This is a genomic window from Brevibacillus reuszeri (assembly GCF_002897295.1).
Classification (GTDB): Bacteria; Bacillota; Bacilli; order Brevibacillales; family Brevibacillaceae; genus Brevibacillus; species Brevibacillus reuszeri_A.
On the sequence record NZ_BEXF01000002.1, the window covers coordinates 366008 to 378264 of the forward strand.

10 protein-coding genes and 1 riboswitch are annotated in these 12257 nt (G+C 46.3%); of the genes, 2 read left to right on the forward strand and 8 right to left on the reverse strand.

The annotated features are described in order from the left end of the window. Positions 1-43 precede the first annotated feature (43 nt). Both C3B52_RS04740 and C3B52_RS04745 read left to right on the forward strand, forming a co-directional pair. Positions 44-1249, forward strand: coding sequence for an MFS transporter (locus C3B52_RS04740; protein ID WP_103104946.1), 1206 nt, complete (start codon positions 44-46; stop codon positions 1247-1249). 41 nt (positions 1250-1290) lie between these two features. Beyond that, on the forward strand, positions 1291-2460 hold the full coding sequence (locus C3B52_RS04745) for an ROK family transcriptional regulator (RefSeq protein ID WP_103104947.1): 1170 nt from the start codon (positions 1291-1293) through the stop codon (positions 2458-2460). A gap of 105 nt (positions 2461-2565) precedes the next feature. Here C3B52_RS04745 and C3B52_RS04750 read toward each other — a convergent pair whose 3' ends face one another. From C3B52_RS04750 to C3B52_RS04785, 8 genes are all read right to left on the reverse strand, one after another. Then, positions 2566-5241 (reverse strand): YhgE/Pip domain-containing protein, encoded by a 2676-nt coding sequence (locus C3B52_RS04750; protein ID WP_103104948.1) that lies wholly within the window; start codon positions 5239-5241, stop codon positions 2566-2568. Between the two features lie 138 nt (positions 5242-5379). Further along, positions 5380-5799, reverse strand: a complete 420-nt coding sequence (locus C3B52_RS04755; protein WP_103104949.1) for a hypothetical protein — start codon at positions 5797-5799, stop codon at positions 5380-5382. 54 nt (positions 5800-5853) lie between these two features. After that, complete coding sequence (locus C3B52_RS04760) at positions 5854-6372, reverse strand: nitroreductase family protein (RefSeq protein ID WP_164684700.1); 519 nt, start codon at positions 6370-6372, stop codon at positions 5854-5856. 23 nt (positions 6373-6395) lie between these two features. After that, positions 6396-7001, reverse strand: coding sequence for a nitroreductase family protein (locus tag C3B52_RS04765; RefSeq protein ID WP_103104951.1), 606 nt, complete (start codon positions 6999-7001; stop codon positions 6396-6398). 166 nt (positions 7002-7167) lie between these two features. Then, the gene (locus tag C3B52_RS04770; RefSeq protein WP_164684701.1) at positions 7168-8160 is read right to left on the reverse strand and encodes a helix-turn-helix transcriptional regulator; all 993 of its coding nucleotides are present in this window, start codon (positions 8158-8160) and stop codon (positions 7168-7170) included. A 126-nt stretch (positions 8161-8286) separates the two neighbouring features. Further along, positions 8287-9141, reverse strand: a complete 855-nt coding sequence (locus C3B52_RS04775; protein WP_164684702.1) for an HD-GYP domain-containing protein — start codon at positions 9139-9141, stop codon at positions 8287-8289. 134 nt (positions 9142-9275) lie between these two features. Then, entirely contained in the window at positions 9276-10970 is a 1695-nt protein-coding gene (locus C3B52_RS04780; protein ID WP_103104954.1) for a methyl-accepting chemotaxis protein, read from the reverse strand. 120 nt (positions 10971-11090) lie between these two features. After that, a riboswitch (cyclic di-GMP riboswitch) is annotated at positions 11091-11183 on the reverse strand. A gap of 306 nt (positions 11184-11489) precedes the next feature. Beyond that, positions 11490-12257, reverse strand: a complete 768-nt coding sequence (locus C3B52_RS04785) for a gamma-glutamyl-gamma-aminobutyrate hydrolase family protein (protein ID WP_235615609.1) — start codon at positions 12255-12257, stop codon at positions 11490-11492.

The window sequence follows — 12257 nt, forward strand, 5'->3', positions numbered from 1 at the left end:
CTATTTTGGATAAAAACATGCAGCCATTCATTCTCAGAAAGGGATGCTTGCATTGAATCGCTCACTCATTGTTTTCGTCGTTTCCTTTGTGGCTTTTCTCGGTCCGTTCAGTCAGTCCATTTATGCACCCATTCTGCCCGAGGTCGCACAGCATTTTGCTTCCCCGCAGCTGCTCGTCAATTTCAGTCTCTTTATCTACACATTTACTCTGGCAATCATGCAGATCGTGTATGGGCCACTGACTGACGCACTGGGCAGGCGAAGGGTGTTGCTGCCTGGTATTCTGGTTTATGTCCTCGCAACCATCGCTTGTAGCTATGCCACCACCATCGAGCAGTTTCTGCTATTCCGCGGACTCCAAGCGGCTGGGATCGCATCAGGGTCCGTGATTGCGGTTACGGTAATTGGTGACTTGTGCAAAGGAGCAGCTCTTGGCCGTGCGATGGGGACTTATCAGATACTCGTTTCACTTGGGTCTGTATTGGGTCCGGTATTGGGCGGGGTAATTTGGGGATTCGTTGGTTATCACGGATTAGTTACCTTTTTGATTGGCATGGGGGTGCTCGTCCTGCTTGCTAATTTCTCTTTTACCAAAGAAACCAAGGCGTTACAGGATGCAAACAACCGCTTCCGGCTTGCTGTCGTGAAAGAAATCCTCCGTCATCCAATCGGTATGTCGATCATTTTACTTGGCTTTATTCAGTACTACACGTTTTTCACCTTTCTGGTCTTTCTTCCGCAAATTCTTGTGGAACGCTATGGATTGACCGTAGCGCAAAAGGGACTCGCTTTCATGCCGCTTTCATGCTGCATTGTCATTGGCAGCTTTTTTGGCGGGAAGCTGATGGAAAGAGTTCCTATTTTTCGCTATTTGATTGGAACAGCATCGCTGAATGTCGTAGCGATTATACTCAGTATCGTCAGTGCTGAGCTTTCATTTGTGCTCGTTTCCCTATGCAGTGCCTTGGTCGGTTTGTTTCAGGGCTTATCCTTGCCGGTCCAGACTGCACTTTTGTCCAGAACCTTTTCGCAGGAGCGCGCGACCTCGGTCGGCATCTACAATTTCTTCCGCTTTTTCGGCATTGCGGTCAGTCCGATGATTGGGGGAGTCCTGTATCAATGGGGGGAGGGACCATTGCTGTTTGGCTTCGTCTCTGTCGTTTTCGCTTTTGCTGTCTGGCTCATGAAGCGAAACTTTACCCGGGCGGAAAAAGCCCAGCTGTCGGAAACTAATCATGCGTCTGTATAAGCAGAACGAATGATTAATGATACTTTACTTAGGGGATAACGATGTTTAAAACATTCATTCAGGATACCGATCCGAAAAATCATTTGCCAAAAATGATTTTTTTGCTCATCCTTCAGCACGGTCCGATCTCCAGAGCAGAGCTTTTGGAGAAATCAAATGTAAAACAAACGACATTGGCACGAACCATCCAGGAGCTCGTCCAACACAAATACATTCGTGAGCATACCATCGTCCATGCTGACCGCGGTAGACCGCCTGTTTTGTATCAGATCGAGCCAGCCTGCGGTTATTTCATCGGCTTGCAGGTCTCTCGTCTGGAAGTCAAAATCGGCTTGATCGACCTGCGTTTTCAACTGATTGAACAAAAGACCTTTTTGATGACGTCCATGCACACACCACAGGTCGTCGTCCCCAAAATTACCGAAACGATCCACACCTTTATGGAGAAGCATCACATAGAGCTGGAGCAGCTGCTTGGCATCGGCATCGGAACGATTGGACCACTGGATCGGAAAAAGGGCGTCATTGTTCACATCGAGTCTTCTCTTGCACCTGGCTGGGATCATGTTCCCATCGTAGACATGCTTCAAGCTGCGTTTCCTGTACGCATTGTTTTGGAAAATGCAGCAAATATGGCCGCTTTGGGCGAATTCAAGCACATGTCACCACCCGTTGACAATCTGCTTTACTGTATCAGCAGCAGGGGACTCGGATGTGGGGTCATTGCTAATGGTGAGCTGCTCAAGCTAAAGGAAGGGATGAGCGGTTTCGGACACATGACCATCGATATCAACGGTCCCATGTGCACGTGCGGGAGAAGAGGGTGCTTAATCTCGTATACGTCTCCCTACGCCATCCTCAAGGAGCTCCAGCAAAAACGCCCAGCGCTTCAGCTGGAGGAAAATGCGCAAATCGATCACGTGATTGAATTTTTGAAGCAGGGGGATCAGCTTACCAAGGATATCGTTATGAAATCCGCAGAATACTTCGGGGTAGGGCTGGCGAACATCGTCAATTTATTTCACTCGGAATTAGTGATTGTAAACGGTTCGTTGATCTATGAGTACCCGAATTACTATGAAAAAGTCATCGAAACCGCTTCGGCCTATTTATTAGACAAAGACAACGTCACCTTCAGCCAAGGAATGTTAAAAGAAAACGCCATAATGCTGGGGGCTTCAGCACAGGTGTGGGCATCCTACTTTCCGTAAAAGCACGGATCTCAGCTTAAAATGGACTCGCGAGGAAAACGAAAAACCACCTTTCGTACAGGTGGTTTTTCTCGCTAGAAAGAGGGGACATCGCTGTACTCCCACTCAGGCAATAATCTTCGTTTTCTTTGCATTCTCCGTCGACTTCTTGATCAATCCGCTTAGCGGACGCTTCAGAGCAAGTGCCACAAACAGGCTTAATCCGATAAACCCAACCAGACAGAGGATATCACGTATTGCTGTCTCCCAGAAAATCCCGCCTACCGCTTCCCGCAGCAAACTAATCGCATACGTAAACGGCATAAATGGATTGAGCGCTTGGAAAAAGGGCGCTGTCATACTGATCGGGAATGTACCACCCGAGCTGGAAAACTGGAACACCATAAAAATGATCGCAATGCCTTTTCCGACATTGCCGAAAACGGACAAAAGCGTATACGTGATCGTGACGAAAACCATACTGACCAGCATGGCGAACAGAACAAATGGCAGCTTATCGGCGACATAGGCGTCCAAAATGTAAAAATCACCAAGTGTGACGCATAGCGCCTGCAAAAGCCCGATCGTCATAAAGGTACCCAAGCGGCCTAAGTAAAGCTGATAAGGCTTGTAGCGCCCATCCGGATTATCCGCATCAGGCTTCAGCAAAGAAATCAGCAGCGTAGCGCCAACCCATAGGGATAATACACCGTAAAACGGTGACATCGCAGAACCGTAGTTTGGAATCGGGTATTTGCGATTTTCCTTGATTTGAACAGGACTTGCGAGAAACTCGCTCTCTTTTTTGATATCGCCGCGCAGCAGCTTGGCCAGATCGGCGAAGTTGTTGTTTGCTTCAACCTCTCTCAGCTTGTCTGCTGCTTGTCCAATTGCCTTTTCCAATGTGGGCAGATCATCTCGAACCAATCCTGCTACCTTATGAACTCCCGTCTCCACCTCTGGGAGCTTGTAGCGTACAAAATCTGCGAGCTTGGTGAGCTCCTGCTCGGCACCAGGCAGATCATTCTTGATAAAGGCTGCAGCTTCATCGAGCTTTTTTCCGATTCCCGGTAGATTTTCTCGCAGGAATGGCGCTGCGACTTTAATCGCTTTTTCAAAAGCATCTGCCTTGCTTTGCAGCGATTGCGCCAGCTCATGAACATTCGTACGAATTCGCGGTAGCTCCTGTTCAATCCGCTTCAGTTCTGCAAGCCCAAACTCCAGGCCGCTTTTTGTATCGGCCAAAATCGCTTCAATGTCCGGGAGACGATCAACCAGCTTGTGAAGATTCGCGGAGGCATCACCCGTCAGCTGCTTCATTCTTTCAATCCCTTCCTCGATTCGAGGAACGATTTCACTGTCGTAACGGGAGAGAATATCCTGAAGACCGGTGCTCGTTTCCTTGGAGAGCTGATTCAGTGCCTCCACCAAGTCTTTTGCAGGTGTCTTGCCTGCTTCCAAAGCACCTGCAATCGCTCCGAGAATGTCGATTTGCCGAGTCACTTTTTGCTGGATTGCCTGCAAGCGCTCCAATTGATTAGCAAGCGGCTGTCCCGGAATATAGCTGTTTAATCGGTCAAGCAGGGACGAGGTGCGCGCAAGTACTTTCTCTACGCCTACAAGTCTGTCCTTTACTGCGTTTACTTCATCGGCAGTTGGCAAACGGGACGGATTGATTTGCAGCAGTCTGTCAGTGAGTGCGGCGGTCGCATCAGCAGCTTGCTGCGCCAGCACCAGATTTTGCTTGAGCACAGGAGCAATCGTCTCGAACGCCCCATCATGTGTCGTCAAAAAGTCGTTCACCTGATCCGCAACGGCCGTACCTTTTTCCGCCAGATCAGCAATTTTAGGCAAAGCATTTTGAGCATCAGAAACAATTTCAATTGCCTGACTCGCTTTCTCTGTTCCGAGAGTGATCGCATGTGCGACCTTGTCGAAGCCTTGATCCAGCTCTTGAACGCGTGCAACCGCTTGATGGATCACGGGCAGCTTGTCCTCCAGCGATATAATGACCGACGCAGCCTCATTGATCCGCGGCCAGTTTTCCTGAATGCGGAGCACATGCTCTGCCGCTCGATTTATCTCAGGAATTCTTTTCTCCACTTCAATGATGATCTGTGCCTTGTCATGAATATCGGGGAGCTTTTTTTCCAGCTCCAAAACCTTCTGACCTGCCGCCCGTATCTCAGGGAGTCTTTTCTCCAATGTAAAAATGCCGTTTTCGACTTTGCGAATGGTCGGCAGCTGTTCCTCGATCTGAATCCCGATCTCTGTGAGCTTCGTCAATAGTGCAGTACTTACTGCTTCCGTAAAGCTCTCGTTGATCTGCTTCGTAATTGCGGATACACCCGAGGAAGTGATTTTCGGGGCAACTGCGTTCACTTTTTCGTTTACGGTGTAGATGACCTCGGGTCGTTCCAGATTCCCGTTAATAATTCCTGTAATTTTTGAGGAAAAGTCTGACGGAATCAGGATGCTGGCATAATATTCGCCTCGGTCGACACCACGCTCTGCCTGCTCCTTGGTAACGAAGGTCCAGCCGAGCTTTTCATTCGTTTGCAAGCTTTTGATCAGTTCGTCGCCGATGTTGATCTGTTTGTCTGCAACTGTCGTTCCCTGATCCTCGCTTGTTACAGCCACTTTCACGCCTTGCGTATTGGCATACGGGTCCCAAACTGATTTAATATTGACCCAATCATATAAGCAAGGAAGAAGAATGATCGCGATAATCAAAAAGATGCCGGTCGGTACTTTGAAAATGTTAAGCCAATCTGTTTTGTAAATCTGCCATATCGAACGCATGAATGTACCACCTGATAATTAGGAATGGTTAACGCCTGACACTCACATGACAGTTTACCATATTAGGAAATTGGCTGGAAGGAAACTGCTACTAGTAGGATGAGCGGATGGAGGTTATTTTATGATCAAAATCCACGATTATAAGCTCGTTAATGCCCACTTGTTGCAATAGTATTTGATTTGAAGCTGTAGCCATTCCAGCGCGTCTTCCTCCTTATCGAAAACAGCTTTTGGACATCCATACAATTCGGCAATGCTTGGAGATGCTTTCGTTCGATAGGCTTGCTGCTCTTTTTGATTCATGGTGACGACCGCCATCCCCAAGCAATACATGCTCATCGCTGTTTTATTCTCCCGCAGCCAGCTCGTGAGCACATCCCTGGATTCAAGCATCGAGCTCTTGTCTCCCCAAGAAACTTCTTTTACAAGCAAGAGTCCGAAGCGCTGTTGTTTTTTCAATACATCCTCTAGCTTTCTCGTCAATATGTGGACAGTTGTATAGGAAGAAGAGGAACGAACCCTGTAAATCGGTTGTCCCTCGATTGGAATAAGCTTCACCTTTCATCTTCCTTTCCGTGACGTTCAATCCCTCTTGGATAGCAAATAGGATAATTACCAAACCTCTACTTTGTCATTTAGCTCAATCAGAGCCGCTTTTTCCGGAATAGGAGCAAAGAAGCCAATTGAGAGAATTCCGGCAATCCGCTCATTTTCCTCAATTCCTGCCAGCTTCATAAATTCCGTCCAGCCACGGAAGTCACCCGAATCCCACGTCATACCCAATCCATGCGCCCAGCTGAGCAGCTGGATATTTTGAATCAGACAGCATACCGCAGCAAAATCTTCTGTAGCCATGTGCTCGTCTTTATTCATTTTAGCCGTCACGATCAGGCAGAGCGGAGCTTGGTCTATCGTATTCACAATTCGTGGATGCTGCTTCCAATCGATGCTGGCAGCCAGCTTCTGCTTGCCGTCCCCTTCTGCGTAAATAAAACGCCACGGCTCTCGAAATCGGTGATTCGGTGCCCATACGGCGTCATCAAGAATATTCATGATGATATGCCTTGGAACAGGCTCATCCGTGAAATCTCTGACCGCACGTGTATCTTGGAATAAAGAAATCATGTTCATCATGCTCCCCTCCTGCTGTTGCTTTATAAAAATGAGATTTTCTTCATAACAGGTGTACGTTGCTTGCCTTTTGGTATCCGCTCGTAGTTGCCCATGAACAGGATCGTCACAATACGTTCTCCCTGCTGTAGTCCCATGGCTGTAGCAAACGACTGATTTCGCATATACGGCTCTGTGTTCCAGACGAGTCCAATCCCACAGTCCCACGCCAGCAAGGAGAAGCTCTGGAGCATCGCGCATATCGACGCATAGTCTCGTTCACACTTTTCCTCGCTCCCTTCCATTTCCTGAACGACAACGAGAAAAGCAGGGATGCTGATAATTCTCTCCGCCATCATCTGCCCGACCTTGCTAGGAAGCCATTTGTACAGCTTGTGCTCGGCGTAAACACTCATGATGAGAGAGACAGCCTTTTCCTTCCCCTCTCGACTGGCGATATATACGAAGCGGCAGGGAAGCTTTCCCTTTTCGTTAAAAACGGATTGCCCAGCCGCTTGGAGCCGCTCCATTACGATTTCTTGTGATAAGGGGCGCTCGGAGAAGCTGCGAATCGTCCTGCGCTCCCGAACTAATTGCGACATATGTGTAGACCACTTCTCTTTTTCTCCCATAGCGCGTTGATCTGCCATGCTGCTTTACCCTCTTTCCCAGTAAAAATGGATGCTTTACATGCTCCCGATACCATTGATAATAATTATCACTCATACTTTCTGCTACCTGCTGAGGGAATTCTTTTACCTGTAGAAGTAGATCGTTCGCGTAACTGCATTAAAAAAGACCTCCGAAGACCGGAGATCACTGTGAAAAGGATTTGACCCTTTTTAAATATTCACTGGGATTGCAGCCATACTGCTTCCGAAAAGCCACGGTAAAATTACTCACGTTGCTGTACCCAACCTGTACAGCTGCCTCACTGACATTGACCCCTTCCCTCTCCAGGAGCCAGGCTGCCTTTTCCATCCGCCTTCTTCTGATTAGCCCAAAGATTGTCGTGTCGAACAACTGACGAAAACCGATCTTTAGCTTGTATTCGTTCAATCCGACCATCTTCGCAAGCGTTTTAATGGAATAAGGCTCATCGATGTGTCGTAGAACGATCTCTTTTGCCTGCTTCAGCTTTTCTACGTCATCTGCTGGCAAAGAGGGCTCTATCGCTGGATATAATAGATCGTTTTCCTGAAAAAAGAGGTTGATTAGCTCCATGGCTTTCGCTTCGAAATAGATTTTTTTCAACGCTCCCTTATAGGGACAATGCAAAATCTCATAAACGCATTTTTTAATCATGGGAGACAGCTGATAGGACTGGATCAGTCCTTTTTTCTTCTGCATTATATGTTGGATCGCTTGTTTATCCGCATCTCTATCAAAATAATGAAGAAGATTTTCAGGTGACATGCGAATTTCTACAAACTGGCATCGTGTGTTTGCTTTTGTTTCGATACGCACATCAACATCTTGAAAATAGCAAACATGGCTTATCGGTTCTACAATCGTTACTTGCTGATCGTGAATGTGGCATACAGCTTCTCCACTTAAAAAGTAATTCAGTTCAAAAATCCCTGAGGTCTCCTCAATTTGAGCGGATAGATTTTGTGACAGCTCGACATCGGAGATGATAATCTCCATCCCTGTTCGAATTTGCATCCGCTCGATTGTGCCAGTCCCCAGCACTTTGGGAAGCTGGATACGCTGCTCATCCTCTATGCGTTCACGCAGCGTGACATGACTTAAAATGCTGCCTATATCTTTACAGTAGCTTTGTATATCCTCCAAAGTAAAATGATTCATCTCGCTCATCCCCTTCAATGGTCTGAAGAACGGTTATCTACAATTTACCATATGCATACTCTCCCCCAGTACTTTTCTTTATGTAAAGACAAATAACCCCCGCTCTCCTTAACCAAGAACGGGGGTTTAACGCGAAAGTATGGTTTCTATGTCGGCTTCTTCCATACTTTTGAGAAATATATCTACAATTTCAGGATCATACTGTGTTCCTTTGTTGCTCCTGATTTGATTAATAGCATAGGTCAGATTGGATTTATCGCGGTATACACGATTGGAGGTCATGGCGTCGAAGGAGTCGGCGATAGCTAAAATCCGGGCAATCAGGGGAATTTCCTTCCCCCTGAGCCCATGCGGGTACCCTTTGCCATCAAAGCGTTCATGATGGAACAAAATGGCATCCAGCACTCCGTTTTTTTTAAAAAAGGTAATATGCTTTACCATCTCATAGCCGATAACCGGGTGCTGCTTGATTAGGTCGTACTCTTCGTCTGACAATTTGGTTGGTTTCAACAGAACTGACTCTGGAATCCCGATTTTACCGATATCGTGCAACAAACCGCCCAAGTGAATTTGCTCACATACTTTGCGAGGCAGCCCCATTTCTATGGCAATATGCTGCGCGTACTTGGCCACATTTTCAGAATGCAGCGCTGTGTACTTGTCTCTGGCGTCTAATGACTTGGCCAACGTAAGAGTTAAATTGAGCGTATTTTCCTTCTCTCTCCTGTAATACCTGATGGCACTGGAAATCGATAAAATCGCCAAGAAGTGGGTCAGTCCTTGAAAGACAATGACGTTTATATGTGGAAAACGAAATGGTACATACAGGTAGTAAAACCAGGTAAGCAAGCACACGATTACGATTTGCAAGACGATCGTTCTCCAAAAAACGATCCCTGCCACAATAATATTGATCAGATACAAGCCTAACAAGTCTTTTTCCGGATAAATATACCCATCGATCCATACTGTTCCTATCAAAAAAACGAAATAGATAACCACAGACGGGAGATTGCACTCTTTACATAGCTTCCGTATTCTTTTTTTCGATATTTGAACCATAACGCACCTTGTTTTTTAGACGTTGTTTGTAAGCAAGTAACCTTTTTTCGGCACTATACCTTGAATTTACCCACTACCTGCTGTAATTCCTCGGCCATTTTGGTCAATGACGATGCAGAAGATGTAATTTCCTCCATAGCAGCTAATTGTTCCTCGGCAGATGACGATACAGTTTGCGTTTCTGCCGCTACGACCTTTGAACCTTCGGATATTTCTTCGATGGAGTGCACGACTTGTTCCGTGCTTGCTGATATTTGTTGGGAGGCAGCCGATATTTCCTGGACCTGTCCTGAAACGGCATCGATGTCGCTCTTGATTTGCTCAAATAATTGTCCAGCGACATGAACGACCTGAATTCCGCTATCGACCTCTTTCACACCCATTTCCACCCACTCTACTACCTTATGTGTATGGTTTTTGATGGTAGATACCAGATGCGCTATTTTCTCTGCTGATTGAGTTGATTGCTCTGCCAGTTTCCGAACCTCATCGGCAACGACGGCAAAGCCTCTGCCTTGCTCTCCGGCTCGAGCCGCTTCGATCGCCGCATTTAGGGCCAACAGATTCGTCTGTGCAGAGATGGCAGTGATGACCTCTACGATTTGTTCGATTTCTTTGGAATTCTCTTCCATTTCAGTTACCGATGTCGCCAAATCATTCATCGTCTGATGGATCGAATCCATTTGCTTCACGGTTGTTTGTATCGCTTTATTTCCTTCCAGTGCCTTTTGCGAGGTTTGGACAGATAATTCGGAGGTATACTGCGCACTTGCTGCAATTTGCTCTACACCAGAGGACATTTCGTTAATTGCGGTAACACTTTCCCCCACGCTGCGTGCCTGCATCTCGGTACTTGTGGTCACTTCCTGAATCGTTGTCGTGATCGTCTCCGATGCTTGTGTAGACTGTCCTGCACTTGCCGCCAATTCTTCAGAGGACATCGTGACATGCTCAGAGCTGATACTAATTTGCCGAACCAACTCCCGCAGATTATCAGCCATGCGGTTAAAGGAGGCAGCCAAGCTACCGATTTCATCCTTATTTTTTATCCGCAGCTGTTCTGCTGTTAAATCTCCTTGTGAAATTTGCTCTGCCACCAGGGACAAAGCCACAATCGGTCTTGATATCATCCGTGAACCAAAATAACCAATCAAAATTGCCAAGACAATAGCGCCAATACTAAGCATGATCACATTCGCAATCGCTGTATCAACAATTTCTGTGTTCCGGTGACTAGCTTCATTCATGGATTGAAACTGATAAGCGGTGAGCTTCTCTGCTTGTGGGTCAAGCTTTCTGCCATAAGGCAAAACTTCCCGCAAATAATAGCTCTTTATTTCTTCCGCAGGCTGATGGTTCTGCACCATTGTAATTAATGGCTCATACTTTTGCTTGTATTCCTGGTTCAACAATTGCAATTCATGTAATCCATCCTGGAATTCTTTTATCTGGGACATTAATAGGGTTTCATTGATCAGGGTCATGACCGTTCCATAGGAAGACTGCAAATCATCCAAAAACTCCTTCTCGCCTGTCAATAAATAAGCTCGTAGTCTGCTATTCTCCTTGGCAGCTGCTGTTTGGATTTTTTGAACATTCGACAGGATGACAACGCGTCTTTCAATCAAATCGGTTTCCGCTTCATCGATCTTTTGCAAGTAATACGTAGAGATTGTACTCGTAATCACCATCAGAATCGCTATGAACAAAAATGCCCCTATTAATTTTTGTCCTATCGTCAATTTCACAATGAACACCTCGATTTTTGTTAAATCCATCGTAAAAGCCAGGGAAAATACGCAACAAAAAAAGAACCCCTTTCCAACTAAAAGGAGTTCTAAAACAGATCAAAAAATCTCGCGTCTGTCGTCGGCAACTGGCTGGCATCATGCATACTGACATGCATCTTAGCCCCTATAGCTTTGCGTCTCCACCTTTCAGTGGGTTTGCCCTTTCGAATGGAAAGTTTACATATGAAATTAAAGACTCGAACACCAACGATTCCGAATAAGCATAGAGTCCTATGAGCATGACAAAAAATTAGGTTTTATTGGTAATGATCCCCAATACCAACCATCATTTTAGTAGGATAGACCTAAAAAGTCAACATTTGCCATGGACGTAATACACAAGTTTGAATTGAGAAACAGGATGAAGAGTTTCAAAAAACGGGACAAAAAGTATGGGTAAAAGCTATGAGGAGAACAGAGGAGATAATAATAAGGAAGATAAAACGCGGGAGCACTTCGCTACCCGCGTCTTATATATCAGCTACTCACTTGAGCACATGCTTGCTTATTTTTTATAAAATCGACAAATAGTTGAAACAGCTTGAGCTGCTCCTGATCGGTTTGGAACATCATTTCTGGATGCCATTGGACAGCAACTAAAAACGGGTACTCCTTGTGCACAATCGCTTCGATAATGCCGTCCTCAGAAATGGCAGCTGCCTCAAGACCCGCCCCCAGCTTGTCAATCATCTGGTGGTGTAAGCTGTTGACATGCAGCTCTTCTTTTCCAAAGCACGGATAGAGCATGTGCTCCTTAGAGAGCTTTACTTTGTGGGCGATACTTGTCTTGGGTGCGAAATACCCTGCATGGTTGATCTCTGTAGGGTAGCCTCTCTCGATGTCTTGAATCAGTGTCCCGCCAAAGTAAACATTCAGCAGCTGCAATCCGCGGCAAATACCGAAGATCGGCAGATTTCTTTTCACCGCTTTGTCGAGCAGCTTCAGCTCGAACTTGTCGCGAGCAGGGTCAAGTTGTCCCAGCCCTTTTTTATACGGCTGTCCATATAGACTCGGACTCACATCGCTCCCACCGATGAACATCAAACCATCGAGCCGATCCAAGAGGGAATCGATGTAGGCATCATCATCAATGAGCGGGATCGGTACGGGAATTCCGCCTGCCTGGTGAATGCTGAGTGGATCATCAATCGCTGAAGTGAAATGATCCTGAGCTACGACAAACCGATGCTTGTTCTCTTCAAAAGCATTGATGTAGTACGTTGTACATCCGATTAAAGGCTTCAT

Bases quoted from the DNA above. Each gene is read 5' to 3' on its own strand.
- C3B52_RS04770 (WP_164684701.1), bottom strand. From the start codon at position 8,160: ATGAATCATTTTACTTTGGAGGATATACAAAGCTACTGTAAAGATATA.
- C3B52_RS04760 (WP_164684700.1), bottom strand. From the start codon at position 6,372: ATGAACATGATTTCTTTATTCCAAGATACACGTGCGGTCAGAGATTTC.
- C3B52_RS04745 (WP_103104947.1), top strand. From the start codon at position 1,291: ATGTTTAAAACATTCATTCAGGATACCGATCCGAAAAATCATTTGCCA.
- C3B52_RS04750 (WP_103104948.1), bottom strand. From the start codon at position 5,241: ATGCGTTCGATATGGCAGATTTACAAAACAGATTGGCTTAACATTTTC.
- C3B52_RS04740 (WP_103104946.1), top strand. From the start codon at position 44: ATGCTTGCATTGAATCGCTCACTCATTGTTTTCGTCGTTTCCTTTGTG.
- C3B52_RS04765 (WP_103104951.1), bottom strand. From the start codon at position 7,001: ATGGCAGATCAACGCGCTATGGGAGAAAAAGAGAAGTGGTCTACACAT.
- C3B52_RS04785 (WP_235615609.1), bottom strand. From the start codon at position 12,257: ATGAAGCCTTTAATCGGATGTACAACGTACTACATCAATGCTTTTGAA.